Genomic DNA, 24986 nt, shown 5'->3' with positions numbered 1-24986 from the left:
ATACCAAATATATTTTTGGAGGAAGAAAATGTTTCGTAATCTCAGTATCCTTGCCGTATTCATCATAGGATTAGGAATTTGTGAGTACTATGGTTTCATCTGGCACAACTCTATTTTTACAGTGGGTTATGAAGTGAAAGGACTGGATGTATCTCATCATCAAGGGAAGATTGATTGGAAAGAAGTTAAAAAGGAGGGAAAATATGATTTTATTTTCCTAAAAGCAACAGAAGGCAAAGATTATGTAGACGATCGATTTGTTTATAACTGGAGAGAAGCCAAAAAGCAAAAATTTCTAACTGGTGCCTATCATTTCTTTTCCATGCAGAGCAGTGGAATGGAGCAAGCAACTCATTTCAAGCATATTGTACCTGCCCAGTCCAACAGCTTGCCTCCAGTGATTGATGTAGAGATAACTCTCTATCATGATAAAAAGAAAGTAAGAGATAACTTGCAGACAATGCTTAAAGAATTGGAAAAAACGTATCATAAAAAACCTATTATTTATGTAACATATGCAACCTACCATACATATATAGAGCATTACTTTAAGGATTATCACATATGGATTCGAGATATATGGAAGTATCCCTCGATAGATAAGAGTAAATGGATACTGTGGCAATATCACAATCGAGGGCGTGTAGATGGCATCACAAATTTTGTAGATATAAATGTATACAGTTGTAAACTTACAGAGTTACAACAATTAAAGTGACTACATAAAAATCTCCCACAATCCCATACCAAGAAGCAATATTCCTGCAATAGAGCTAGCAAATTTGTTAAGCCAAGAATAGGATAAGCTAAATCCCATACGAACTCCGATCATCATCGTACAAAAAGACATACATCCTACTACTAATCCAGACCACGTAGGAGATACACCAGTAATTCCACCACCAATTCCAACCCCAAAGCAATTTAAAGAAAGAGCTAAGCCTAATAGGAAAGATTCTGTTGAGGAGATGACTTTGTTATTATCGGTATCTGCTCTTTCTGGATTATCTAAGATTTGCTGAAGATAGTTTCCTTGTTCTGTTTTTTTATTGGATTTCATGATCCGTTGCCAGTCATTCCATATTGTCCATGCTCCTAATGCAAAAAGGATTATTCCACCTCCTATATGCGCTAAATTCGGATCAATATAAGCACCAATCAAACTTCCGACTGTTACTGAAAAATAAGTAATCATCGCCCCGATCATGGCGATGATGATATTAGATTTTATGGGAATCTTAGTAGATTGCACGCCATAAGCAACACCGACTCCGAGGTTATCTAAATTTGCAGCAACTCCGATCAACATTATAGTTAACCATTCCATATCCAACACCTCCTGGGTTTCTGGACATTTGTAACAGGATATGCAGTGGTTAATAAATGTTGAAAGGCAAAATATGGTACAGTTTGTTCTTCGTTATGCTTGTCTTTCATATAATGTGTCATCAAGTAAAAATGGATGGATGAGCTATGCTGTTGGTACAATTTATTTTTGGTTTATTGATCAAAACGTTTGGACTAGCTCTGATTATTCGCTCTCATTTGGGTACGGGTGCATGGGAAGCATTTTATATTGGCTTGTCTAAAAATACAGGATTATCTATAGGTTTTTGGATCATTATAATTGGATTTTTTCTTATTTGGTTCAATGCTTGGTTATGGAGACGAAAGCCGACCTATTCTTCTTTTGTTACTATCGCAATTGTAGGTTTATTTATCGACTGGTGGTTAGGCTTGCTAGAAATAACACCCTATAGTCTTCTTTCACAAATGACAATGTTTTGGATCGGTTTATTTATAGCTGCAATGGGGGCATCTCTATACTTATTATCTAACGTTTCACCAACACCTATTGATCAGTTGATGTTAGCTTTGTCTCATCGATTTCAAGTTTCCCTTATGTCTGCTAAGACGATCGGCGAACTCTTTGCCCTAGTATTTGCCCTGGCATTACATGGATCAATTGGATTTGGAACGGTTATATTTACGCTTCTCTTTGGTCCGCTTATTCAATTTTTTATGACCGGATGGAAAAAAGTAAGCAATAACCGTGCAGGGTGAATATGCAGCAGATGAACAAGGTACTCGCGTTTTATTAAAAAAATTACAAACTATAATCTCTGAAAATAGTATAATAATAATGCTTATATTTTTTGTGAGGGGGCAGGAATAATGTTGAAGATTGGTATCATATTAGGGAGTACAAGACCAGGTAGAGTAAGTCCACAAGTCGGGAACTGGGTGAAAGAAATCGCGGATAAACGTGGAGATGCAAGTTATGAAATTGTAGATATTGCAGATTATAAACTACCCTTTTTTGGTGAACCTAGAGGAGAAGAGCAGACAAAAGCATGGACTCAAAAATTGGATAGTTTGGATGGATTTGTGTTTGTGACTCCTGAATACAATCACAGCATTACTGGCGCATTAAAAAATGCATTGGATTTAGCCCGTGAAGAATGGAATAACAAGGCAGCTGGGATTGTTAGTTATGGATCAACTGGAGGTGCCCGTGCAGCAGAGCACTTAAGGGGGATACTAGGCGAATTATTCGTTGCAGATGTAAAAACACACCCAACTTTATCGCTATTTACTGACTTTGAAAATTTCAGCGTCTTTAAACCAGCAGAACTTCATTTGACCAATATCACCCTTATGTTGGATCAAGTAGTCGCTTGGAGCGGTGCATTAAAAACACTCCGTTCCTAGAACAAAGAGAAGGATCAGTATGATAAATACGATCCTTCTCTTTGTTCGTTTTTCAGATAATTTTATATATTAAATATATGGTATAATGTTATAAAAACAGACTAGGAGGAGTCTAATCCTGTTAACTATAGCCTCTGCCTTACTAACTTATCGAGTAGGTGAAGAAAAAGACATCCCATTCATTATCGAGTTGGAACAATCGAATACTCCAAATGTGGGGTGTTGGGATATCGAGCAACATAAAAATATTATATCCAATCCTGACCACACTCATATTATTATTGAGAAGGAAAACACTCCAATTGGATATGTTATGATATTAAATCTTCATAATACAGACGGTTCATTAGAATTTTCTAGATTTGTAATGAAAGAAAAAGGACAAGGATATGGAAGAGAAGCACTTCGAGCAATCCAAAAATGGATATTTGAACATGAACATACTCATCGCCTATGGTTAGAAGTAAAAGATTTTAATCATGAAGCGTATCGGTTGTATGTTTCAGAAGGGTTTGTCCAAGAAGGCTTATTACGTGAATCATTGCGCTATGAAAACGGCTATGCTTCTATGATTGTGATGTCTATTTTACGCGACGAATTTTTATCCCGATATCTTAGAGGAATCGCAAATAATTAAAGGACTTTATTTACGAAATAAAACAAATAGAATAAAAACATAATTTAAGAAACAAGCCAAACTCCATTAGGGAGTTTGGTTTGTTTCTTTTTCTTGCTTTTGATAGTAATAAATCAGAAATTCTTGAAATTTAAGTGCGGATTTGGATAAATATCGATTTTTCATCCAGACGATTTGGAAGGTGCGTTTACATACAGGCTCTTCAATAGGTAATAAGACGATTTCAGGATGGGTAACAGCTTGTGTTAAGAAAGCAACTCCTATTTCTTTTTGTACAAAGCTACTAACTGCGGATAATTCTTCTACTTCACAAACAGATTGAGGGGTAAATCCGGCTTCGTTGCAATAATGGTCCGTGATTTGTCGGAAGTGATTTCTGGTAGGTAAGCTAATAAAGTCTTCTTCTGCAAATTCGATGAGACGAATACTAGAGCGATTTGCAAGTTTGTGAGATTTGGGGACGCCCAAAAATATTTCTTCCGTAACAAAAGGGTAACTATCTAAATCATTGTTATCTATTGGTAGAGATGTGATGTAAAAATCGATGTCTCCATTTCGCAAAAATGTTTGGTTTTGTATTTCAGAGTAGGTTTGTTTAATTAATAGTTTATTATCGGGAAACATGGTTAAAAAAGATCGGACTAATTCTGCATCACATTGGTGATCGGTAGAAGCCAATATCACTCGTCCTTGAATTAGGTTGGCTTGATCTGCTATTTGCTGTTTTCCTTCTTCAAGTGCCCCTAAAGCAATTTCCACTTGTTTTAAAAAGATTTGTCCATATTCATTTAGGCGAATTTGACGTTTTTTTCGATCAAATAGAGGGACTCCTAAATCATTTTCTAATCTAGCGATTGTTTTGCTTAAGGCAGGTTGAGCAATACGAAGTTCTTCTGCTGCACGTGTAAGATGACCAAGTTGTGCAACTTTGCGAAAATATTGAAGTTGCAGCAATTCCATGGTGTTCACCTCATTCATATATCACATGGAATGAATTTATATATAAATATATATTTTAAATTATTCTTTTTTCATTGTACCATATAAGCAATCAAGAAGTTGTATACAAAGAGCGAGATACATTGATGAAGTATGGTACAACTTAGGTCAAATCGAACAAGATTATTTGGAATATTGGCAAAATTGGAGGATGGTTAGAATGAAAAATTTATCTATTTATTTATTGGCAATTGGAACATTTTTAACAGGTACTTCAGAGATGATTGTAGCTGGAATTGTAAATATTATCGCAAAGGATCTTCATATAACTGTTGCATTAGCAGGTCAGTTGGTAACAGCATTCTCACTTGCTTTTGCGATAGGTACACCCATAATCGTCACGATTACTTCACGCTTAGAGAGAAAAAAAGTATTGCTAGGTTCACTGGGTTTCTTTTTAGTGGGTAACCTGATATCTAGTTTTCCTTTTCCGTACTTTGTTTTGTTGACAGCGAGGGTGATTCTGGGAGCAAGTGCAGGTGTATTCATTGTGGTAGCAATGAGTGTGGCTAGTAAACTGGTCTCAGCAGACAAAATTGGAAACGCGATAAGCACTGTTTCTCTTGGATTTGGAACAGCTTTAGTACTAGGTGTACCAGCAGGTGTAGCACTAACAGGATGGCTTGGTTGGAAGTCGATCTTTATCCTGTTGGCAGTTTTTAGTTTCTTTATTATGATTCCTCTGGCAAAATTGATACCTACCTTAGAAGGAGAAGAACCTGTTTCCATTCGACAACAACTGTCTATCTTGAAAAATGGAAAGATTTTTAATGGGTTACTTATTTTCTTCTTTTTGATTACTGGTTATGGTGCAAGCTATACGTATTTAACCCCTTTTTTACAAGAAAATCTTCATCTTGATATGAATACGATTAGTTTGAGTATGTTGATTTTTGGGATCTTTTCTATCATAGGAACTCGATTTGGTGGATATGGTTCAGATAGATGGGGAACATCGGTAACTATTGTCTACAGTGTCTTATTTCATGCAGTTTTCTTAATCACTTTACCTTTCTTTACGGATTATGTATATGCAACTTTATTTTTAGCAGCATTGTGGGTTAGTGTTTCCAATATCACAATTCCTTCTTTGCAAACGTATTTTATCCAGCAAGCTCCACAGTCCTCAGAACTTGCACTAAGTGCAAGTACCTCTATGGCACAATTAGGACTAGCCACAGGTGCGGGAGCAGGAGGTTTGTTAGTAAACGCATCTGGCACAGTCTCTTATAATCCTTGGTTTAGTGCCCTTGCTGTTGGATTGGCTTTTGTAATAGGAATATACCTGTTTTTTTCCCGATCAAGAGTAGTATCGCAATAAGATAAGAAAAAGAGCATCAGCTAGAAATAGCAAGATGCTCTTTTTCTATTAGAAATGCGCAAATTTATTGGTTTCGTTATAATTTTAATAGGGCCAAGAGTAAAAATAGGGGGAATAGAATGAGTATTAATATTTTTTCAGCAGATTTCAAAGTGAAATCCCATCAATCTTATGCCAGAATGAGAAAAGAACAACCGATTTATCCAATTACACTACCAGGTGGGTTTCGAGGTTGGTTAGTAACCAAATATAAACATGCACAAGAGATAATGAATAATCCTCAATTCATTAAAGATCCGCATGTCTTTCCAGAAAAAAATCATTATCGATTTTTCCCTGATGACTATCGAGAATTTTTTATGAGCCATTTATTGAACACGGATTTACCGGATCATACTCAATTGCGTAGATTTGTTCAACCTACTTTTACTCCAAAAGCTATCAACAGACAAGAACAAATGATTGAAGAGCTCACCAATAAACTAATAGATGACATAGAAAAACAAGGAAAAGAATTTTGTTTGATTAAAGATTTTGCATTCCCTTTACCATTTCTTGTTATAGCCCAAATGTTGGGGATTCCGAGTAAGGATATGCGAGATTTTCAAAAATGGTCCAATATCATCATAGAGGCTATCAATGATCCAGTAGCTATGAAAGCTGGAGAACCTTATTATAAACTATTCTTTTCTTATCTTAAAAAATTAGTAGCACTCAAAACAGCTAAACCTGAAGAAGATCTTATATCAGCATGGATTCAAGCAAGAGAAGAAGGAGAAAAATTATCAGAAGATCAGTTATTCGGCATGATCGTTTTACTCATTTTAGCAGGTCATGAGACGACCGTTAATCTAATCGGGAATAGTATACTCGCTTTGATGCAGCATCGAGAACAATGGGAGGAATTAAAACAAGATAATAATTTGATTCCTTCAGCTTTGGAAGAAGTACTTCGCTTCTATAGTCCGATTGAGGTAGCTACTGCCCGATGGGCAAAAGAAGATATAGGACTTGAAGGACAACAGATCCGCCAAGGAGATACGATCTTTATCGTATTAGCTTCTATAAACCGAGATGAAGAATTGGTACCAGATGGAGATGTTTTTAATATTCATCGAAAACCTGTCAAACATATGGCTTTTGGACACGGTATTCATTATTGTCTTGGTGCACCGTTAGCCCGGTTGGAGGGAGAAATCGCTCTTAGAGTATTGGTAAACCGCATGCCAAACTTATCAATGACAATCACTGATGAACAACTTTCTTATCGTCCAGGATTTTTATTAAGAGGATTAGTAGGATTACCAGTTCGTTATTAAAGAGACTCTAGCAGAGGATCAAATGCAAGGGAAAACTTGAAGAAGGAGATTTTGTCCTGCTTTCTGGTTTTGGAGGTTTGTATAATCACACAGTCAGTCAGGGTGGAGATATCATAGTGAGAGGCAAAAATAACCCAACTATGGTTGGGTTATTTTTTTAACGCAATGATTGAACGACCTTTTCTAAATGTAACTTTCTCGAGGCTTTGAAATATACTACTGCATTTGAAGGAACTTTATTTTTTATATGTGCAATCAGTGGTGCGTGACGATAGTATGAGAATACTTTATTTGAATTCATGCCATTACGGATAGCACTCAATGCAATTTTTCTTCCCAATCTTCCGACTGTAATTAATTGATCAATATTTAATTTTGCGGCATATTGACCAATGGAAGCATGAGATTTGTCAGAAATGCTTCCGAGCTCCAGCATGTCACCGAGTACAGCAATTTTTGGTCGTTTATATGCAATTTGTTTCAATACATTTAATCCAGCTTTCATAGCAGTTGGATTTGCGTTCCAAGCATCATTGATAAGTGTACGACCTGTTTTTGTAGATAGTACTTGTAACCTCATCTTTGGTGTTCGAAAACGTGCCAATCCACGTTGGATATTTGATAAAGATATCCCCATACTAGTAGCAATACCAATTGCAGCTAACGCATTATAAACATTATGTTTTCCATAAGTAGGGATAAAGATATTTGCTTTTTTGGATTGGACGATCACATCAAAGTGTATCCCTTTTCCAGTGTATTTAATGTTTTCGCCTCGGATATAAGCATTATCACCAAGACCGAATGTTCGTATTTTTGCTTTCGATCGTTTAAGATCAAGACGTTTGGAACGTTCATCATCTGCATTGATATATAAAACTCCGCCAGAACGCACACCTTCCACTAACTCTTGCTTTGCTTTTACCACACGATTGAGCCCACCTAGACTACCAGCATGAGCCTCACCCACATTGGTGACAACTCCTATGTGTGGTTTCACAATATTACACTGCCGCCGAATATTATTTAAACTTTTCATCCCAATTTCAAGTAAAAGTAAGTTGTGCTGGTCATTTAGGCGGATTAAATAGTTTGGTAAAAATGAAAATGTATTCAAATTACCCTCTGTGTGTACCATACGAAAGTGTTGACGTAATATAGATGCTACCATAGCGGTAGTCGTTGATTTTCCAGCACTTCCAGTGATACCAATTACTTTTGGATGAAATTGTTTCCAGTTCCACAAAGCCATTTTCCAATAGGCTGCATAGGGGTCCTTTACTCGTATAATAGCTACACTTGCAGGAATACCTTTTGCACTTAAATGATTAGGAATAACTACAGCAACTGGACGTACTTTTTGAATTGCTGCTAGTTGTTTTTCCCACTTACTGTGTTTGGTGCAGATATAGATTTGATGGGATTTCAATGAGCGAAATCTGGCAAAGTTTATTTCGTGAATAGGTAAGTTAGGTTTGCCAGATAATAATTTTCCTTTCATGATGTTTACAGCTTTTCCGAGAGTAGTTGCCCTCACCTTTCTCCCTCCCATATTTCTCTCTTCTGCGCTATATTATTCGATCAGGCGGATAGAGGAGATGGGTGTGTACCCAAATTGTTGAGAAAGTTTAACAATGGATCATGGTATTTAGAGGTTACAGATGTTAAGATAGGAAACGATGTATGATGAAGAGAGGAGGAATCCTAATGAGCGGTTCCCAATTCTTTCAAATTTTTTTGTATGCGAGTAACTGGGATATTGTTTTAAATTTGGTTTTTATTGCGATTGCATTGGTATATATTTTATTAACTGGTCCATTGGTAAAGTTTATTTCAGGAGCAACACCAGTTTCTGGGCTCCATCGCTTTTCTTTTATCATAGGACTTATGTTTTACTACTTTGCAGAAGGTAGTCCTTTGACCATGTTGTCGCACGAGTTGTTCAGTATGCATATGGCACAGATGACTATTTTGTACATTGTTATGCCGCCCTTATTGTTACTCGGTATTCCAGAATGGTTCGTTCGTCCATTACTGAAAATAAAATTTTTCCGCTCACTATTGACTTTCTTCACGAAGCCGTTGATTATCTTATTTATTTTTAATGGTCTTCTCTCGGTGTATCACGTACCAGCTGTCTTTGATATGATTATGGAGAACCATCTGTATCATAATATTGCTCACACTATTTTACTTATCACTGCTTTGTGTATGTGGTGGCCCGTCATTTGTCCTGTAGAAGAGTTGGATAAAGTAAAACCATTACACAAATTAGCTTATATTTTTGCAAATGGGGTTTTACTGACACCTGCATGCGCATTAATTATGTTTGCAGATGCTACGATCTATCCCATGTACAGCCAGGTTTCAGCTTTTTCGATTATGACACCACTTCAAGATCAACAAACTGGCGGTGTGATTATGAAGATTACACAAGAAGTGGTTTACATTACAGCAATTGCTCTAGTCTTTTCCAGATGGTTTCGCATCCAGCGGGCTCAAGATGAAAAAGAATTAGCAGAATGGAAAAAAAGTCAGCTTGCTACAGATAAACCATAAGGAGAGAAAGTTTTTGAAAAAAAGATGGCTCGTTATCCCAATCGTTTCTTTATTTATACTACTTGCTGCTTGTAGCACCTCAAACAACAAATCTGAGACACCAAAAACAACTCAGCAGTTATCTGCAGAAGAGACTCTCTTTCAAAATCATTGTTCTACTTGCCATGGTGGAAATTTAGAGGGTGGATATGGCCCAGCACTACAACATGTGGGGAAAACATATTCTAAAGAACAGATTTTAGAGATAATGAAAAATGGTAAAGGCGGTATGCCTTCCCAGTCATTTATACCTAAAGCAGACCGAGAAAAATTAGCAACATGGCTATCCAATAAAAAATAGACACGTACAGTGTCTATTTTTTATTGGATGCTTGTAAATGATGAATCTTTTAGTTGTTGTGATATGATCATGAAGATGGAAATGTGTAACGAAGTAGGTGAACATCAGTATGGAAAGATGGATGCAGGATTTAGTGAAAAAACATCGAGTAGAACTAGAACAAAAAAAGTTGACAGAGAAACAACAAAATATATTAGAAGCAGCAATTCATCTGTTTGCAGAAAAAGGATACAATGGTACGACTACTAGTGAAATAGCAAAGCTTGCAGGTGTTGCAGAGGCAACCATTTTTAAACATTATCGTACCAAAAAAGGACTGCTTCTTCGTTTGGTTATTCCCGTAATCTCGAAGTTTGCTAGTCCTATTATTTTAAATACATTGGTAGAGATTTTAGATCAAGAAAAGCCAATAGAAGAAATCTTACAAGACTTGATCGAAGATCGAACGAAATTAGTCGAAAAGAATTGGAAGACAATTCGAATTGTATTAGTCGAAAGTTTATTTCATCCTGATATTCGTGAAGCATTAAAAGAAAATGTAGGGAAGCATGTTATTGATATTGTCAGCCAAAAGATAGACCGTTTAAAAGCAGCTGGAAAGATAAGGGATGATCTACCTAATCGTGTCTTGATAAGAGGCATTATGTCTTCTGTATTTGGTTACTTACTTGCTAAAAATGCAGTTCCAGAAGTTTTATCAGCAGGTAAGGAAGATGAAGAATTAAAGTGGACGGTCGAGCTGATGCTATATGGAATAAAAGGGGAAAACAAGTAGAGTCAATAAAGGGATTCTACTTGTTTTTTATGTGGTTCCAAGTTTCTGTTGTGATTGCGAATATCTTATGATCTTCCCAAACTCCATTAATCTTAACATGATATTTTGACAAACCTTCATATAGAAATCCGTTTTTTTCCAATACTCGAATAGATCCTTTATTACGGGGCATAACTCCTGCTTGTACACGATGGAGACCTATTTCTTCAAATGCAAATTGCAGAGCAAGTTTGATTGCTAATGTCATATAACCTTTGCCTTGCATATTCTCTGCCATGGAGTAGCCAATGGTACTATTTTGCCAAGAAGCTCGGACGATGTTACTCAATGTTATTCTGCCGATAAGTTGATGATCATAGAGAAATATGCCAAATCCATAAGATCGATCATTTTCCCAGTCAGTTATTTCGGTTTTAATCTTTTCCAGTTGTCCTTCTAAGGTATAGTAAGATTCAGGTCGTATAGGATTAAATGGTTCCAAAAATGCTCGATTCTCCTGCCAATAGTTGTAAAGGAAATCTACATCTTTTGCGCTTAAGGGACGAATATAAAGACCATTTGTTTGCAGCATACGGATCACCTTATTTTAGTTTCTTATTCTTATAATCAAAGATCGTTTTTTCTTTTATGAGAATTATATTCGCTCATTTTTAATATCCAAAGTGATCAGGATCTTTACCTGTCCGAAGATTTTCGTTAAGCGAATTGATTTGCTCCATATCTTCAGGAGTAAGGAAAAAATCAAAAATATTAGCATTCTCGATAAGACGTTCTTTTTTAGTAGTCTTAGGTATGGTAATAACGCCGTTTTGTAAATCCCATCGTAAAATGACTTGAGCAATGGTTTTGCCATATTTTGCTGCAATCTTCATAAGGGTGGGTTCGCCCTGAAGTCTGCCTCTCATCAAAGGTGACCAAGCTTCTAATTGGATGTTTTCTTGCTGGCAAAAAAACCGCAACTTCTCTTGTGAGAGTTTCGGATGGTATTCTACTTGGTTTACCATAGGCTTTATCGTTCCGATATTCATTACATCTTGCAGGTGATGAATGTGAAAATTACTTACTCCAATCGCTCTGACTTTTCCTTCTTGGTATAGTTTTTCTAACGCTTTCCAAGTATCCTTGTATAGATTAGGAACAGGCCAATGAATTAAATAGAGATCCAAATAGTCTAATCCAAGACGTTCTAGGCTCTCATCAAATGCCGTGAGTGTAGATTCATAACCCTGATCTGTGTTCCATACTTTTGAGGTAATAAAAAGTTCTTCGCGTGAGATCGAAGCGGCTTTTATTGCAATACCTAGGCCTCTTTCATTCTGGTAGAGAGAAGCAGTGTCAAAACTTCGATAACCAAGCTCAAGAGCCGTGTGCACCGTAGAAATCAGTTCTTCCCCTTCTTCGATTTTATAAATACCTAAACCAAACCATGGCATTTTTACTCCATTATGCAAAGTAGTAGTGGAATGGATATCCTTTATCATTTAGCTGTATCTCCTTAAGGGAAATGTAGGTTTGTCTTTACTTCATTAATTTGTTCCAAATGTCTTTCTTCATGTAATCCTACAAATTCTACCCATTGATAAAAACTCATAGCTTCTCCAAACACGGGATGGTTCATAGACTTTTGTGCTAATTGATCAGCAGTTAATCCTTTTATCAGCAGCTCAAAAGCATGTCGAGAATTGTTTAATTTTTTTCGCAGTGAGTTCAATGTTCGGAACTCATCACTAATTGGAATTGGATAAACAAGTTTTCGAGAGCGATCTAGGGTTAATTGAACAGGCTTTACGATTGGTTTTTCTGTTTTCATTTTAAGGTGTTGAATCATTTTTTGGGTAATGGAATCTTCAATCAAATAAAGATGCTCGAGTATTTGAGCGATGCTCCATCTGTCAGATGCCTCTTGTTGATTGATTTGTTTGTCTGTTAAGTGCATGACGGTATTCCAAATGTCGTTGCGAATTTCGTTATGTTTGAACAAATCAATACCCCCTTTAAACCTTATTATACATCGAATACTCTGGTAGGATTTACTAAAAACACCTTTCCACAACAGATTGGTGTGGGAAGGTGTTATTTTGTTTCACTTAAGGATGTAGAAGAAATAGTAGGATCTTTTTTTATTTTCCAAGGAATTTCTGCTAGTAGTATTCCAAGAATAATAATGGAACAACCAAATAGTTCTTCATTCGATAAAGTTATACCATTCACATAGTAGTCACCTATTGCTGCAAATACGGGTTCAAGAGTAAAAATGATTGCAACACGTGCAGAAGGGACTTTTTTCTGGACGATGGTTTGTGCTACAAAGGCGTAAACTGTTGCAAGAGCAGAAGTAATTAGAATAGCTGTCCAAACAACTGGTTTGCCTAGTACATCAATCTTTACAGATTCGAAGCACAAAGATGAAATTCCACTGAGGACAGTGACGGTTATAAGTTGCCAAATGACAAACGTGTAAGTTCCTACTTTGTTTGTAAAGTGACCAGTAAGAGCAATTTGGATTGCAAAAGCCAAAGCACATCCTAAAGCAAGTACATCACCTATGTTCATTCCTGTGATCGATCCTGACAGAAAATAAAGACCAATAACAGAGCAAATGACTCCGATTAAAGTAGGTATTTTTATACGGTGTCGAAAAAACAGGAGCGCAACAAAGGGAACGAAAGCGACATTCATTCCAGTGAAAAATCCAGATTTACCTGATGTAGTGTAGAGCAAACTGAATGTTTGCAAGGCGAATCCGAGGAATAGGAAAAATCCGATCAATGCCCCACTTTTTATAGCAGTCCAGTTCCAGATGTTTTCTTTCACAAAAAGCTTATTGATGAGCCACAACAACAGGAAGGCAACAAAAAAACGAATTGCTAAAAAAGAGTAGGGAGGGATTGCTTTGATGGCATTTTGAACCACCACAAAAGTGACCCCCCAAAAAAAAGTAACGGAGATCAATATGAACTCTGGCAAAAAGCGTCTAGACACTTTTTCACCTCCTCGACAAAACTCCTACTAGAATAACATAAATTATTATGTTTTGTATATTCAAAATCAAATTTTGTATTTTTAGTATTTATGTTGCTAAGAAGAAATACGCAATAAAACACAAGAAGTTAAAAAGAGATCTTTGTTATGATGGGGTTTCTTTTTATTCACCTATTACTCTTTGCACAATTTGTTTCATCTTTATTTCTGTATTTTTATCAGATGGAGTGAACACACTACAACGAATGTCAGAGTTTTCTTTTATATCCAAAGAGGTAAGATCAAATAGCATTTTCCCCATTTTTGCATGGCGAAATTCGATAAATACTTCTGGAGATGAGCTGACATCATTTTGGTGCCAAAAAGATTGGAAGTCTGCATTTTTAGCCGATAATTTGCTAATGAATTCATTGTACCAAGGGTCACCCATGTATTTCCCATAGTAAGAACGAAACAGAGCTAAAAACCCCCGTACAAAATCTGGCCAGTTAACTGCTAACTGTCGTAATTCTCTGCGGGTAAATAATAACCAGATCATATTACGTTCTTCTTGGGGTATTTGATCAAAATTAAGAAAGACACCAGCAGCAGCTTGATTCCACTCAATAATATTACATCTACTGTCTGAGACGATTGTGGGAAAATGGCGTAATTCATGAAGAATAGCCTTCATACCACTGCTGATTTCGGGCGCCTTTTCACTATTTGGTAGGGTTGGCTGATCTAAAGCCAACATAAACAAATATTTTTTCTCTTCTTCGTTCAATTGAAGGGCAGAAGATATACTGTTTAAAACCGAAGAGGTAAGGGTGATATTTCTTCCTTGTTCAAACCATGTATACCATGTTGTACTTATGCCAGCTAATTGGGCAACTTCCTCTCTTCTTAAACCAGGTGTTCTTCTACGCCCAATAGAAGGTAATCCAACTTCATGAGGTTGTAATTTTGCCCGATGTGTCTTTAAAAACTCAGATAAAGCTTTTAGTCGGGTGTCTTCATTCATATTTCTATAGTCTCCTTTTGGGTAAGCAGGTTTTCTATATGCTAGCATTTATTATACTAGGATAACCTATAACTTGTAATAGGATAACAATCTGTGTCATTCTAATGGAAAATGTAGTGAAATGAGGGAAGAATGATGGAAAGAGTTGTTATTACAGGTATGGGAGTTGTATCCTCACTAGGAAACGATGTAAATGTATTTTGGGATCATATTCGCCATGGAATATCTGGTATATCTACCATTGATACATTTGATACATCAGCATTTTCCACTAAGATAGCTGGTTTAGTTCGTGATTTTGATGCAGTGCATATTGTTGGAAAAAAAGAAGCCCGAAAGATGGATCGATTTTGTCAATTTGCCGTTGCTGCATCAAAACAAGCTATTAACGATGCAGGTCTCGTTATCGAAGAAGAAGATAGGGGACGAATCGGTGTTTACATTGGGTCAGGTATTGGAGGAATTCAAACGATATTAGAAAATCACCGTACCATGATAGATCGTGGACCATCGCGTGTAAATCCCGCTCTTGTACCGATGATGATAGCGAATATGGCAAGTAGCCAAGTAAGCATACTGTTTGGGTTGAAAGGTCCGACCATGTCGCATGTTTCTGCTTGTGCGACTAGCAATAATGCGATTGGGGAAGCATTTAAGTTAATCCAAAGAGGGGGAGCCGATATTATAATTGCTGGAGGAGCAGAAGCAGCTATCACGGATCTAGCGCTTGCAGGCTTTGGGAATGCGAAAGCATTATCTACGAGAAATGATGAACCTACTCGTGCAAGTAGACCATTTGATCGAGATCGAGATGGATTTGTTGCTTCGGAAGGTGCAGGGATTCTGGTATTGGAATCTTTGGAACACGCGCTGAAAAGAGGTGCTACAATCCATGCAGAAGTGATAGGTTATGGCTCTACTTCTGATGCGTATCATATGGTTGCTACGGATGTAGAAGGATTGGGTGCTTATCAGGCAATGAAAGAAGCAGTAGATGATGCAAACATTTCAATTGAAGAAATCGACTACATCAATGCACATGCCACGAGCACACCTGTAGGAGATCTCTCAGAAACGATTGCAATCAAGAAATTATTGGGAAAACGAGCTTACGAAGTTCCAGTCAGTGCTATTAAATCGATGGTTGGTCATATGTTAGGGGCCGCAGGTGGAGTAGAGGCAATAGCTTTAGTAAAAACGCTCCAAGAAAACATTATTCCACCAACCATTAACTTAGAGAATTCTGATCCAGGTTGTGATTTGGATTATGTTCCAAATGAAGCACGAGAACAGCTAGTGGAGATCGGAATCTCCAATTCAATCGGTTTTGGCGGACATAATGCAGTTTTGGTTTTGAAAAAGTTTGGATAAGGAGTTAATCACTCACGGTTTAATATCAAGGTTTTTTAACTTGGTTTAAATCGTGTTTTCAGTATATATGATCAAGAACTAACGATAAGTAAATCTTCTGTAAAGTGGGATCAGGGCTAACAAATAACAAAGTTTACGCTGTTTGAAAAAGAACAGTGCATTTGTGGTGAATAAAACTTTATTGGTAAATCAAACTAATTAACAGGATTTATTCCAAAAGTCACAAGAAGGGTTGTTCCGTATGAATGAAATTGAACTGAATGGCACGATTTTTTACGAACCAACAACAAACCAATGGACCAGTTCTGGTACAGGTTGGTGGATTGAAAAAACGGACAATCATATGGCCAAAATTACGTTTGAAGAGCCAATTACCTTTGATTCCCGGAAAATATCAAAAACAAAAAGTTATAGTCTTTTTATCAGCAACATCAATCAAAATGGGGACGTGGATACCTATCACGTTGATGAAAACGGTTTCATTGTTACTTGGAAGAATTATTCCAATGAGACTTGCATTGCTTCTTTTCAAGTAGTAGGATCAAAGGCATGTTTCGTTCCAAATGATAGGAACTTGGGCACTCAAGAGAGCGTAGCTGATATTTATGCAGCTGAACTGTTATTTAGTTATGAAGCTAAATATGGTGTAATTACACTCATGGGTTCTGGTACGATTTCATGCAAAGAAATTGCTAAAGAAAAACTAGATATATTAGGTTGTCATGCAGATGAAGTAAAGATAGCACTTGAAAAGGAAAACCATCCGCTTACGAGAAAACTTTTGCAAGATCGGTTAAACAAAACAAATATGAGGATGGAGCGTCACAAGAAAATGATTGAAAAGAGCGCTAAATACTGGGATTCTGCGCTCCAATTTGGAGAGTTGTGGGGACATTATTCTGCAAATGAACAGGAGGATGTACTTGGGGGGTGTTATGTACCATTATGTACAGGTGGAGGGCCTGGTATCATGCAGGCAGCTGCTCAAGGAGCAAGAAACAAAGATGCTCATATTATAGGGATTGATTGTCAATTTGGGGTAGATAACTTTTTTAACCTCAAAGATACATACTCCATCCAAACTAATCAACGGCTACGGCTTAATAATTTTTCAATCCGAGAGGGAGTTTTGATCAATTACTCTCATGTTATCTTGTTTTGGCCAGGTGGATTTGGAACAGCATGGGAAGTTTTTGAAACGCTTTCCAAAATACAAACCAATCACCTTCGAAAGCATCGAACAAAGGCAATATTTGTTCATCCGGAATATTGGGAACCTATTTTCAAATGTATTGATAGTATGCGGGAACATGGTGCGATCAACAGCTACGGCGATCGAATTAAAATTCCCGGCATAGATGATCAATTACCAGAAGAGGCTTACATTGCGGAAGTCGCTAATGGCCCAGTAGAAGCTTTCGAAAAAACAAAGTCATTTGTAGAAGAATTATATCAAAAGAACCAATTAACATTAAAAGAGTGAGAAAATCGAATCGGGTTGTTTAAAAAAGAATCAACATAATAAAGTTGATTCTTTTTTGTATGAGTGATAAAAGAAGGGTTTCTTTCTACTCCAATTCCTAATAAAGTTGTTAGGATAAGTATACAAAAGGAGATGGAAACATGACATCAAAAAACTACCAGTATCCAGTAGAATACACCCTGAAATTAATCGGAGGAAAATGGAAACCACTCATCTTATTTATCCTATTAGAAGAAGGTACGAAAAGGTTTGGTGAATTCCGTAAAATCATAGATGGTATCACCCAAGGAGTGTTAACTACTCAATTGCGAGAATTAGAGAATGACGGACTAGTTGAACGAAAAATATATGCTACTGTACCACCAAAAGTTGAATATTCCCTTTCGCCTTTAGGAAAAACTTTATACCCCATTTTAAAGGGAATGTGTGATTGGGGAAGCAAACAGTTGAACCAAAATTAGCGAACCAGTTCTTCTAAAGACTCGGATATATGTTTTTTGTATTTTTCGGCTTGATCCAATAGATATTCGTCACTGCCTCTATCAGCATTGTATGTGATAAACGAGGGTAAAAAGGTTCCATTACACCGCATAATTGTCGCCTGGATTGGTTTGAATAATTCACTTATCGAAAACCAATCTCGACCACCAGCTCGATATGCATGCTCTGTTCCGCCTGTTGTTGTAGCAAGAATAAATTCTTTTCCTTTTAAATTATCCCCTTCTGGACCAAATGCCCATCCAAACTGCAAGACATCATCAAACCATTTTTTTAAAAGCGGCGGGCAACTGTACCAATAAAACGGAAATTGAAAAACAATTCGATCGTACTCTAATAATAGCTTTTGTTCTTTTTCTATATCGATTTTCCAATTTGGATACTCTTGATAGAGATCACGAATAAATATATTCGATTCTTTTGATATTTCCGTTTTCAAAATTTGATTAGCACGAGATGCACCTAAGTTGGGATGTGCCACGATCACCATTATTTTCATGTTTTTCATCCTTTTTCTGTTGTTATAAGAACTTATGAGATGATTATGACAGGTCTAAAACTGAAAAATAAGTACTTAGATTTTTAGGAGTTAGTATGGTGTAACGTACTAATCTATGAGATCGCCGTTTTACAATCCCTTCGCAAGCGACTACATTGTAAAAAAATTTGGATTAAGGGAGCAGACCGCAATCGGAATCCAGAAGAGGATCTTCCCCAAGATTTTGAAGAACACAAAGAAGAGCATTTTCAAGCATTGAAAATCCCACTGGATGTGGAACTTTTCATTTCGAAAATAAAAGATTCGATGAAAGACAGCCTAAGTTTACTAAATCAAGGTTCCGAAGAGAAAAGCAATCCAAAAGTAGTGATTACTACGAAGAATAACAAAGGTTGGATGAAAGTTACTCCCCTAGAGAAACAGGAGGAACCGTAGCCAACAGCTCTCAAGAATCACTGTTTTCATGTCATTTAGCAAGTTAGCTGATATTCAGACGGCTATTTCTCGCCATTTCTTTTGTTCGAATGCATTAGAAAAAGGACTAAACGTTCATGAAGTAGAATCCATCGCTGGGCATAGTAACATCCATACCACATTGCTTTATACCAATCCTGGTCGGAAAGCAATGCTGGATAAGGGGTACCGGGGAGATACGTGTAAAAATAGGACATAGACTAGAAATATTTACCAATGAATACAGGGAGTTCAATAGAGGGAAAGGCGAGGAATGTATTTGCTTTTTAGAGTAAATATAAGGAGATAGCCTTAGAACTTTTACTTCACCATTGCATGCGGCCTAAAATATCCCAAATGTGTGTTTTTCTCGAAATGATTCGGTGTTCATCGTATTTGTAAGATCGAAGAAGTTCTTTTTTTACGATTTATAAATACAAATATTTAGTTAGCTGTATTTTCAGTTTTCTAAATCAGTTATAATATAGATCAACCATTAAACGAAGGGTACAAGTCATGAGTTCTCATGAGAAGCCGTCGGAACAGCCGTCCATCGAGGATTTCAAAAATTCGTACTTCGAGCAGCTCCTGCAGTTCCTCGAAATGAGAAGCGGGAGCGAGAAGGTGGTTACTGCCTTCGCTCTTGGAGCCAAGAAGGGGTTAATGATATCTTTTCAAATTGATAGAGTAAGGTGAAATTATGCAAATAAAACAACAAGGTGAGCGAATAAAACGAAATTACCAAGTGATCAGTATATTTCCATTTGTAGATGGAGTTTTATACTACACAACGTATGATTCGTTTGCCCCTGAAGAAGCGCCGACACGATTTATCCATGCTATTGAATTGCAACCAGTACCTGATGAAAGTACGATTGCTCAATTACCTTTAAGAAATGAGCATATTTTTGTCCCGCTACAAGAGGTTTTTGTGGAAAATGGAGTACTTTATCAAGTATTTGAGAAAATGGAAGGAAATCTAATGGGAATCTATCTCTATCAGCATGCTCCACTTGCTTTAGGGAAGATCTCTCAAATTACACAAACCATCTTCGATCATTTGATGGAATGTGAATCTCAAAATGAGTTTGCTCTCATTGACCCACAAAATATGGTTATTGAAGACAATACAAAGATACGTTTTTTATATGGTGGACCTCTCGCTGTTTTTCCTTCGGACAAAGCTGTAGCGTATAGTGAACAGGAACTCGCAAAACAATTAGGCGAGTTATTATTTCATATGCTTACTGGTGATAATTTTGAAGAACATAAAGATGAAATGAGACCACTTCGTTCTCTACGTGGAGATGTTCCTGTTGAACTAGAATCTTGGATCATGAAAAGTGTTTCCCCAGATCCCATCATGCGTCCTCCATTACATGAGCTTTGGCAATGGGCACATTCTTTTGGTGGTAAAAAAACTGGCATGATTGAAGATGAGCAGACGAAAAAACAACCCGAAAGTGAACGAAAGAATAAATTAGATCAAAATCTAATGGATAAGTTGCTTCCCGATCGTCCAAGGCTGGACTCATTCGGTGTAAAAGATGTAAAGAAGACGCAAAATAAAGTAGGTTTTAAAAAACCAAAGAAAAAGCTACTTTCTTGGGTCACTTGGACAGCAATCGGTGTTTCAGCAATCATCTTTTTGATTCGTTTGCTGGCCGACCCTAGTCCTGACGTTGCACCATTAGTAAATGCGAAAATCATACAGGAAGTAGAACAAAATGAAGCAGGAGCGGTAAATTTCTATAATCAATCGATTAAAGCTTATGAAAGTGGTAATATCGATAAATCATTGTCCTTAGCTAAACAAGCTCTTGCTGCCGACACAGAAAACAAACCGTACTACGTTCATCTCGCCAATCTATATGGGCTGAAAAAAGATTATAAATCGGGAGTGTTGGTGTTAACTTCAGCAACATCCTATGTTTCAGATGATGCGAAGTTATATGACCAATTGGCAGTCTTTGATTACTATGTACGAGATTATCAAAAAGGAAAAGAGGCTATTGACAAAGCAGTCGAACTCAACAATAATTTGGCAAGTGTGCATTACCACCGAGGAAAAATTTACAATGCCTTAAAAGATAGCAATACCGCTGTTTCCAGCATGAAAGAAGCAGTCCTCAAAGATCCGAAAAATCCCTTATATTTTCATGATTTTGCTCTCATACAATTACAAGCTAATAATGTTCGATCCGCAGTGGAAAACGAAAAAAAAGCAGTTCAATTAGATAGAAAAAATATTGATTATCATATTACCCTTGGACTTTTATATCTCAAACAACGAGACGAACTACTTCGAAATAAAAGCCTACGACCTGAGGTTAAGAAGCAACAACTAAGAGAACTTCTCGATTTAAGTTATTATCAATTTTTTGATGTGAATAAGATAGATGATAAAAATGCGGAAGCATATTATTACAAAGCGCGAGCTTACTATATCCATGGTAAAGAGAATCCCAAGGGTTATACAAATGCAATAAAAGATTCTAAATATGCAGTCGATCGAGATCCTGAAAATGGGTTGTATGCTTATCAGCTAGGGGTTTGCTATATGGCTGTGAAAAACAAAGCCGCAGCAGTTGCAGCTTTCCAACAAGCCCTTAAATTGGATTCCAACAACCGCCTCTACCAAAATGGACTAGCAAGTGCTCAAGCTATGAAGTAGGGAGTTGACTGGTGCTCGGCTTTAATCAGTTCCATACCCCAGATAGAACTTGTATTCAAAACATTTTTTCAAATGGACCGATGCAAAGAGGTCAAACGAGAGAGGATAGAATGTCATCTGTATGGACAATTTATTGCGGTTCTTATCTGTTCCACTAACTATTTCGGATGCAAGAATTTTTACTACGCCATAAATAGGTGGAGTTAAGTGAGTATAAAGCTTTTTACATGATTCAAATCTATTTCTCTTTGTTCCATCAAGCCATCCAACAGGAAAACACCCAAGCCTATACAAAGATCCTCCTTCGCCCCATTCTATCTACTTGAGAAAAATGGGCGGAAATCTCCCACTACGAGAAAAAGACGATTGACATGTTATGTCATAAAAGAGAATTCATATCCCTTTCGATGCTATAGACATAAAGACCGGCGGCTTCGTTGTACTACCTTAGCAGTACAACGAAGCCGCTTGGACACCATCTACTCCTGTTGTTGCCGCTTCCTGATCGCGGTCACGGTGATGATGATCGCTGCAGTTGCAGTTACCCAGAAGGAAATGATGGAGGCCTCCGCTGAAAGCCAATCCCCTGTGAGGGACTGGTAAGATCGTTCATACCCTTCCGCTACCAGTACGGTGACGGAAGACGCGATAGCGCCCCACCGAACAAGGTGGTTGGGCGGAAAGAACAGCACGAGCATCAGCAGGGGTGACAAAGCCCAGAGAGACACGTCCTCTCCAAGATTCACTCCCTCCAACTGAGAGAGACAGCTCTTTGCTGCAACAAGGGCAGCAAAGAACCCGACGATATATGAATATGCTGAACGCATAAATCCCCACTTGTTGGGCAGGTGTCCACTATCATTATACTACTTTTGTATACTAGTTTTAGTATCAATGAACATCAAAACTCGACACAGTCTGTAGAAGAATGCGACAAGTTTGGTTCGGTCGCAATTGAAAAACAGTATGGACGAAATAGTTAATGCTGTGGCCCCTTAATGTACGAAACATTTCACGTATCCCTTATATATTTCTTGTTAATCAGCTTCTGAATTTTGAGCATAAAGTTTATGTTGGTTCTGTGGTGGACATGTTTCCACCACAGAACCGTGAACGACCTGTTAGGAGCTGGAATTCACTCTTCTTCTCCAAGCTCCTCCAGTTCATAATCTCCGCGAAAAGGTGGTGTACGGAGGTCATTCCCACCAACAACGCCACTGATGGTAATGCCCACTCTCACCCGTCTACCATCACTCAGCGTGAAGTAGATAGAGGGAAGCGATCCGAATACCTTGTGATTACAGGTCCGTCCGACTCGGATGATAGGTGGGTTGCGTACGAGCCTGATCAAGTAGATCAGGAGCCCAATCACAAAGAGGAGGAGTACGACAAGAAAGATAAACATCGGGAATATCATCAGACTGACCCTTGATCGTTCGGTTGATTACCCCAATCTTACCATAACTCCATCATTATTTTCGGACATAAAATAACCACATCCCAATCCTTCCTACAATTGTATCTTGCTACGTTGCAATGGAATTCAACCTCTTTAACTAAAAAGTAGAGGCTTACTTTCCTTATAAAAAATGTCATAGAATTAGTCTTCTGCGTCACTTTATAGTTATAATTTGTTCGATTCATAAGTCCTTACTTGACAAGTCATATTAAACGATTTGGAGATTACATCATTGATCTGAAGCAGTCTCCACAACCTTTTGAAGGTGCGTTGGATTTCACAGGTTAAAAATGCATTAACCCAACGACTGTTGGGCTTCCCAAGCCAATTGGTAAATATTCCTAGGCTATGTCCTATTTTTACAGGTATCTCCCTGGTACCCCTTTTAGCGCAGTGAAAGGAGAGAGGTTTCATAGAAGGGTTATATTAATCCAATCGAAAACTAGTTTGTACTACAAATCACACACATAAAAACTTGTTCATTTTTTATAGTAAAAAACCTACCTCTAAGTTTGAGAAAAGACGGAGGGAAATTCATAATGAAAGAAGTTGGAATACAACACATAAATAATCAACATAATATGAAGGAAATTTCAGAACCCGTTAATCACCAATTGGGGTTAATCTTTACTGGTAAACATATTAAGGGAATTATTCAAGATAAATAAAAGGTTAAAATAGGCCGAAAAAACATAAAAAAGCAAGTGATTCACTCGACAGGAGATAGAGTAACATGCATGATAATCAAAATACGGCACCAGATCATACAGCAGTTCGGGTTGCATTGTGGAGAGTTTTGCATGTACAGGTTGATTCACCACCATATATACTTAAAGACAAGGTCGGCCTAATTGGCTTTGGCCCTCAAGGCAGGTTTCCAAGAAGTCCAACATGTATCATCGGCTGATCTTAGCCAGCACTACTTTACCTATCGAATCGATGGTCTATGGCAGCCACCGTTGTTAAATCGCTGATAACCAGTGGATGGAGATCTCTATTAAAATAAAAGTGTATTCATCAATGTATTCGGTGAGAGCCTTCTTCAAGTTCTATTTTATGTGTATGCTAGTTGGACATAATAGAGGTATAAGAAAAGCAAGGATTTGAAATGGTATGAACTCCAAGACAGTAGAAAAGAAGGATAATGGTCCTAGAAAGGGCTCCAATTATATCATTACTGCTACCTCTTTATTGTTAGGATTGCTCTTGGCGATGGTTGGCGGCTTTTTGGATGCATACACGTATGTTACAAGAAATGGAGTTTTTGCCAATGCCCAGACAGGAAATGTCGTCTTACTCGGTGTAAAAATGGCACAAGGACAGTGGCATCAAGCATTTATTCACATTCCACCGATTCTTGCTTTTATTATTGGAGTTGCTCTTGCAGAACGGATGAAACATCCAAAGAAACCGCACAACACTGCACGATTTGTCTTACTTATCGAGTGCATAATTTTATTTGTCATTGGTTTTATTCCAGTAGTAGTTCCGAATATTATCATCACCTCGCTTATCGCTTTTGTCGCCTCTGTGCAGGTGGCATATTTTGATAAACTGGATAAATGGTCGTATAACAACACAGTAGCAACAGGCAATTTGCGTACTGCATCGCAAGCAGCATACTTAGCTTTATTTACCCATGATAAAAAAGAAAAAGTTCGCTTTACCCGTTTTCTAGGGATAGTTCTTGCATTTTTCACTGGTGCATTGCTTGGAGCATATGTAGTACCTTGTTTAGGAATAAAATCGGTTTGGATTGCAGCTATGAGTCTTTTGGGTGCAGTATTTCTTTTTCGCAATGAGGATGGGGCATGGGAGAATTAGATCAAAACAGTGGAATAAGCCTTATCAGGAAGATGAAGGTTCTTTGTTTCATGTATTTAAATAGTAATTCTGAGACTA

The 24986-nt window shown here is 37.4% G+C and carries 28 protein-coding genes and 3 pseudogenes; 20 read left to right on the top strand and 11 right to left on the bottom strand.

All coding sequences use genetic code 11. From position 1 onward, the window contains the following. Positions 1-28 precede the first annotated feature (28 nt). Positions 29-718 carry a GH25 family lysozyme gene (locus MK805_RS11730; RefSeq protein ID WP_240876068.1) on the top strand — a complete coding sequence of 230 codons (690 nt, stop codon included), beginning with the start codon at positions 29-31 and terminating at the stop codon, positions 716-718. On the opposite strand, the gene ytaF is transcribed toward MK805_RS11730, so the two are convergent. Then, positions 719-1327, bottom strand: coding sequence for a sporulation membrane protein YtaF (gene ytaF, locus MK805_RS11725; protein WP_240876067.1), 609 nt, complete (start codon positions 1325-1327; stop codon positions 719-721). A gap of 146 nt (positions 1328-1473) precedes the next feature. Between ytaF and MK805_RS11720 the strand changes: the two genes are divergently transcribed. From MK805_RS11720 to MK805_RS11710, 3 genes are all read left to right on the top strand, one after another. Further along, on the top strand, positions 1474-2064 hold the full coding sequence (locus tag MK805_RS11720) for a YczE/YyaS/YitT family protein (protein ID WP_240876066.1): 591 nt from the start codon (positions 1474-1476) through the stop codon (positions 2062-2064). 111 nt (positions 2065-2175) lie between these two features. Next, positions 2176-2712, top strand: a complete 537-nt coding sequence (locus MK805_RS11715) for an NADPH-dependent FMN reductase (RefSeq protein WP_240876065.1) — start codon at positions 2176-2178, stop codon at positions 2710-2712. 190 nt (positions 2713-2902) lie between these two features. Next, positions 2903-3349 carry a GNAT family N-acetyltransferase gene (locus MK805_RS11710; RefSeq protein ID WP_240876064.1) on the top strand — a complete coding sequence of 149 codons (447 nt, stop codon included), beginning with the start codon at positions 2903-2905 and terminating at the stop codon, positions 3347-3349. A 66-nt stretch (positions 3350-3415) separates the two neighbouring features. Here MK805_RS11710 and MK805_RS11705 read toward each other — a convergent pair whose 3' ends face one another. Further along, complete coding sequence (locus MK805_RS11705) at positions 3416-4309, bottom strand: LysR family transcriptional regulator (protein WP_240876063.1); 894 nt, start codon at positions 4307-4309, stop codon at positions 3416-3418. Between the two features lie 199 nt (positions 4310-4508). On the opposite strand from MK805_RS11705, the gene MK805_RS11700 reads away from it, so the two are divergent. Both MK805_RS11700 and MK805_RS11695 read left to right on the top strand, forming a co-directional pair. Continuing rightward, a complete protein-coding gene (locus MK805_RS11700) occupies positions 4509-5669 on the top strand; it encodes an MFS transporter (RefSeq protein WP_240876062.1) in 1161 nt (386 codons plus the stop codon). Between the two features lie 119 nt (positions 5670-5788). Beyond that, entirely contained in the window at positions 5789-6988 is a 1200-nt protein-coding gene (locus MK805_RS11695; protein WP_240876061.1) for a cytochrome P450 family protein, read from the top strand. A 157-nt stretch (positions 6989-7145) separates the two neighbouring features. Here the strand turns inward: MK805_RS11695 and MK805_RS11690 are convergent, their stop codons facing one another. Next, on the bottom strand, positions 7146-8525 hold the full coding sequence (locus MK805_RS11690) for a UDP-N-acetylmuramoyl-tripeptide--D-alanyl-D-alanine ligase (RefSeq protein ID WP_240876060.1): 1380 nt from the start codon (positions 8523-8525) through the stop codon (positions 7146-7148). A gap of 170 nt (positions 8526-8695) precedes the next feature. Between MK805_RS11690 and MK805_RS11685 the strand changes: the two genes are divergently transcribed. From MK805_RS11685 to MK805_RS11675, 3 genes are all read left to right on the top strand, one after another. Next, positions 8696-9547 carry a cytochrome c oxidase assembly protein gene (locus MK805_RS11685; RefSeq protein ID WP_240876059.1) on the top strand — a complete coding sequence of 284 codons (852 nt, stop codon included), beginning with the start codon at positions 8696-8698 and terminating at the stop codon, positions 9545-9547. A gap of 13 nt (positions 9548-9560) precedes the next feature. After that, positions 9561-9887 (top strand): c-type cytochrome, encoded by a 327-nt coding sequence (locus MK805_RS11680; RefSeq protein WP_240876058.1) that lies wholly within the window; start codon positions 9561-9563, stop codon positions 9885-9887. A gap of 109 nt (positions 9888-9996) precedes the next feature. Further along, complete coding sequence (locus MK805_RS11675) at positions 9997-10662, top strand: TetR/AcrR family transcriptional regulator (RefSeq protein ID WP_240876057.1); 666 nt, start codon at positions 9997-9999, stop codon at positions 10660-10662. 16 nt (positions 10663-10678) lie between these two features. On the opposite strand, the gene MK805_RS11670 is transcribed toward MK805_RS11675, so the two are convergent. The 5 genes from MK805_RS11670 to MK805_RS11650 all read right to left on the bottom strand — a co-directional run bounded on the left by MK805_RS11670 (position 10679) and on the right by MK805_RS11650 (position 14647). Further along, positions 10679-11233 carry a GNAT family N-acetyltransferase gene (locus tag MK805_RS11670; RefSeq protein ID WP_240876056.1) on the bottom strand — a complete coding sequence of 185 codons (555 nt, stop codon included), beginning with the start codon at positions 11231-11233 and terminating at the stop codon, positions 10679-10681. Between the two features lie 79 nt (positions 11234-11312). Next, on the bottom strand, positions 11313-12143 hold the full coding sequence (locus tag MK805_RS11665; RefSeq protein WP_240876055.1) for an aldo/keto reductase: 831 nt from the start codon (positions 12141-12143) through the stop codon (positions 11313-11315). 14 nt (positions 12144-12157) lie between these two features. Then, positions 12158-12643 carry a DinB family protein gene (locus tag MK805_RS11660; protein ID WP_240876054.1) on the bottom strand — a complete coding sequence of 162 codons (486 nt, stop codon included), beginning with the start codon at positions 12641-12643 and terminating at the stop codon, positions 12158-12160. Between the two features lie 92 nt (positions 12644-12735). Next, the gene (locus MK805_RS11655) at positions 12736-13644 is read right to left on the bottom strand and encodes a DMT family transporter (protein WP_240876053.1); all 909 of its coding nucleotides are present in this window, start codon (positions 13642-13644) and stop codon (positions 12736-12738) included. A 163-nt stretch (positions 13645-13807) separates the two neighbouring features. Further along, positions 13808-14647: a helix-turn-helix transcriptional regulator gene (locus tag MK805_RS11650; protein WP_240876052.1), complete on the bottom strand. Its 840-nt coding sequence runs from the start codon at positions 14645-14647 to the stop codon at positions 13808-13810. A gap of 135 nt (positions 14648-14782) precedes the next feature. Between MK805_RS11650 and fabF the strand changes: the two genes are divergently transcribed. From fabF to MK805_RS11635, 3 genes are all read left to right on the top strand, one after another. Next, positions 14783-16018, top strand: coding sequence for a beta-ketoacyl-ACP synthase II (gene fabF / locus MK805_RS11645; protein WP_240876117.1), 1236 nt, complete (start codon positions 14783-14785; stop codon positions 16016-16018). A 241-nt stretch (positions 16019-16259) separates the two neighbouring features. Next, positions 16260-17501, top strand: a complete 1242-nt coding sequence (locus MK805_RS11640) for an LOG family protein (protein ID WP_240876051.1) — start codon at positions 16260-16262, stop codon at positions 17499-17501. A gap of 140 nt (positions 17502-17641) precedes the next feature. Beyond that, on the top strand, positions 17642-17962 hold the full coding sequence (locus MK805_RS11635; RefSeq protein WP_240876050.1) for a winged helix-turn-helix transcriptional regulator: 321 nt from the start codon (positions 17642-17644) through the stop codon (positions 17960-17962). Here the strand turns inward: MK805_RS11635 and MK805_RS11630 are convergent. Continuing rightward, positions 17959-18498, bottom strand: a complete 540-nt coding sequence (locus MK805_RS11630) for an NAD(P)H-dependent oxidoreductase (RefSeq protein ID WP_240876049.1) — start codon at positions 18496-18498, stop codon at positions 17959-17961. The genes MK805_RS11635 and MK805_RS11630 overlap by 4 nt on opposite strands. Before the next feature lie 102 nt (positions 18499-18600). Between MK805_RS11630 and MK805_RS18050 the strand changes: the two are divergent. The 5 genes and pseudogenes from MK805_RS18050 to MK805_RS11605 all read left to right on the top strand — a co-directional run. Then, a pseudogene (locus tag MK805_RS18050) lies at positions 18601-18930 on the top strand (Tn3 family transposase); the annotation flags it as partial. A 13-nt stretch (positions 18931-18943) separates the two neighbouring features. After that, positions 18944-19171 (top strand): annotated as a pseudogene (locus MK805_RS11620) (tyrosine-type recombinase/integrase); the annotation flags it as partial. A 296-nt stretch (positions 19172-19467) separates the two neighbouring features. Next, positions 19468-19647, top strand: coding sequence for a hypothetical protein (locus tag MK805_RS11615; protein WP_240876047.1), 180 nt, complete (start codon positions 19468-19470; stop codon positions 19645-19647). Positions 19648-19651: 4 nt separating this feature from the next. Next, the gene (locus MK805_RS11610) at positions 19652-21625 is read left to right on the top strand and encodes a tetratricopeptide repeat protein (protein ID WP_240876046.1); all 1974 of its coding nucleotides are present in this window, start codon (positions 19652-19654) and stop codon (positions 21623-21625) included. 39 nt (positions 21626-21664) lie between these two features. Continuing rightward, a pseudogene (locus MK805_RS11605) lies at positions 21665-22041 on the top strand (hypothetical protein); the annotation flags it as partial. Between the two features lie 63 nt (positions 22042-22104). Here MK805_RS11605 and MK805_RS11600 read toward each other — a convergent pair. Next, entirely contained in the window at positions 22105-22452 is a 348-nt protein-coding gene (locus MK805_RS11600) for a hypothetical protein (protein ID WP_240876045.1), read from the bottom strand. Positions 22453-22760: 308 nt separating this feature from the next. Beyond that, positions 22761-23042 carry a hypothetical protein gene (locus tag MK805_RS11595; RefSeq protein ID WP_240876044.1) on the bottom strand — a complete coding sequence of 94 codons (282 nt, stop codon included), beginning with the start codon at positions 23040-23042 and terminating at the stop codon, positions 22761-22763. Between the two features lie 581 nt (positions 23043-23623). Between MK805_RS11595 and MK805_RS17850 the strand changes: the two genes are divergently transcribed. The 3 genes from MK805_RS17850 to MK805_RS11585 all read left to right on the top strand — a co-directional run bounded on the left by MK805_RS17850 (position 23624) and on the right by MK805_RS11585 (position 24908). Continuing rightward, positions 23624-23752: a hypothetical protein gene (locus MK805_RS17850; protein WP_255724617.1), complete on the top strand. Its 129-nt coding sequence runs from the start codon at positions 23624-23626 to the stop codon at positions 23750-23752. Positions 23753-23817: 65 nt separating this feature from the next. Further along, positions 23818-23991 (top strand): hypothetical protein, encoded by a 174-nt coding sequence (locus tag MK805_RS11590; RefSeq protein WP_240876043.1) that lies wholly within the window; start codon positions 23818-23820, stop codon positions 23989-23991. 206 nt (positions 23992-24197) lie between these two features. Beyond that, a complete protein-coding gene (locus tag MK805_RS11585; protein WP_240876042.1) occupies positions 24198-24908 on the top strand; it encodes a YoaK family protein in 711 nt (236 codons plus the stop codon). The last annotated feature ends 78 nt before the right edge of the window (positions 24909-24986 follow it).

Origin of the sequence: Shimazuella soli, assembly GCF_022511585.1 — a bacterium.
GTDB classification, from domain to species: domain Bacteria; phylum Bacillota; class Bacilli; order Thermoactinomycetales; family Thermoactinomycetaceae; genus Shimazuella; species Shimazuella soli.
The sequence above is the reverse complement of the archived record's forward strand: the minus strand, read 5'-3'. Positions and strand labels throughout refer to the sequence as shown.

What these genes read in the sequence shown, in the direction of transcription:
- MK805_RS11670 (WP_240876056.1), bottom strand. Translation starts at nt 11,233, where the DNA reads ATGCTGCAAACAAATGGTCTTTATATTCGTCCCTTAAGCGCAAAAGAT.
- MK805_RS11700 (WP_240876062.1), top strand. Translation starts at nt 4,509, where the DNA reads ATGAAAAATTTATCTATTTATTTATTGGCAATTGGAACATTTTTAACA.
- MK805_RS11640 (WP_240876051.1), top strand. Translation starts at nt 16,260, where the DNA reads ATGAATGAAATTGAACTGAATGGCACGATTTTTTACGAACCAACAACA.
- MK805_RS11615 (WP_240876047.1), top strand. Translation starts at nt 19,468, where the DNA reads ATGAGTTCTCATGAGAAGCCGTCGGAACAGCCGTCCATCGAGGATTTC.
- MK805_RS11595 (WP_240876044.1), bottom strand. Translation starts at nt 23,042, where the DNA reads ATGATATTCCCGATGTTTATCTTTCTTGTCGTACTCCTCCTCTTTGTG.
- MK805_RS11610 (WP_240876046.1), top strand. Translation starts at nt 19,652, where the DNA reads ATGCAAATAAAACAACAAGGTGAGCGAATAAAACGAAATTACCAAGTG.
- fabF (WP_240876117.1), top strand. Translation starts at nt 14,783, where the DNA reads ATGGAAAGAGTTGTTATTACAGGTATGGGAGTTGTATCCTCACTAGGA.
- MK805_RS11665 (WP_240876055.1), bottom strand. Translation starts at nt 12,143, where the DNA reads ATGATAAAGGATATCCATTCCACTACTACTTTGCATAATGGAGTAAAA.
- MK805_RS11730 (WP_240876068.1), top strand. Translation starts at nt 29, where the DNA reads ATGTTTCGTAATCTCAGTATCCTTGCCGTATTCATCATAGGATTAGGA.
- MK805_RS11635 (WP_240876050.1), top strand. Translation starts at nt 17,642, where the DNA reads ATGACATCAAAAAACTACCAGTATCCAGTAGAATACACCCTGAAATTA.
- MK805_RS11715 (WP_240876065.1), top strand. Translation starts at nt 2,176, where the DNA reads ATGTTGAAGATTGGTATCATATTAGGGAGTACAAGACCAGGTAGAGTA.
- MK805_RS11705 (WP_240876063.1), bottom strand. Translation starts at nt 4,309, where the DNA reads ATGGAATTGCTGCAACTTCAATATTTTCGCAAAGTTGCACAACTTGGT.
- MK805_RS11585 (WP_240876042.1), top strand. Translation starts at nt 24,198, where the DNA reads ATGAACTCCAAGACAGTAGAAAAGAAGGATAATGGTCCTAGAAAGGGC.
- MK805_RS17850 (WP_255724617.1), top strand. Translation starts at nt 23,624, where the DNA reads ATGAAAGAAGTTGGAATACAACACATAAATAATCAACATAATATGAAG.
- MK805_RS11695 (WP_240876061.1), top strand. Translation starts at nt 5,789, where the DNA reads ATGAGTATTAATATTTTTTCAGCAGATTTCAAAGTGAAATCCCATCAA.
- MK805_RS11590 (WP_240876043.1), top strand. Translation starts at nt 23,818, where the DNA reads ATGCATGATAATCAAAATACGGCACCAGATCATACAGCAGTTCGGGTT.
- MK805_RS11720 (WP_240876066.1), top strand. Translation starts at nt 1,474, where the DNA reads ATGCTGTTGGTACAATTTATTTTTGGTTTATTGATCAAAACGTTTGGA.
- ytaF (WP_240876067.1), bottom strand. Translation starts at nt 1,327, where the DNA reads ATGGAATGGTTAACTATAATGTTGATCGGAGTTGCTGCAAATTTAGAT.
- MK805_RS11630 (WP_240876049.1), bottom strand. Translation starts at nt 18,498, where the DNA reads ATGAAAATAATGGTGATCGTGGCACATCCCAACTTAGGTGCATCTCGT.
- MK805_RS11685 (WP_240876059.1), top strand. Translation starts at nt 8,696, where the DNA reads ATGAGCGGTTCCCAATTCTTTCAAATTTTTTTGTATGCGAGTAACTGG.
- MK805_RS11650 (WP_240876052.1), bottom strand. Translation starts at nt 14,647, where the DNA reads ATGAATGAAGACACCCGACTAAAAGCTTTATCTGAGTTTTTAAAGACA.
- MK805_RS11675 (WP_240876057.1), top strand. Translation starts at nt 9,997, where the DNA reads ATGGAAAGATGGATGCAGGATTTAGTGAAAAAACATCGAGTAGAACTA.
- MK805_RS11600 (WP_240876045.1), bottom strand. Translation starts at nt 22,452, where the DNA reads ATGCGTTCAGCATATTCATATATCGTCGGGTTCTTTGCTGCCCTTGTT.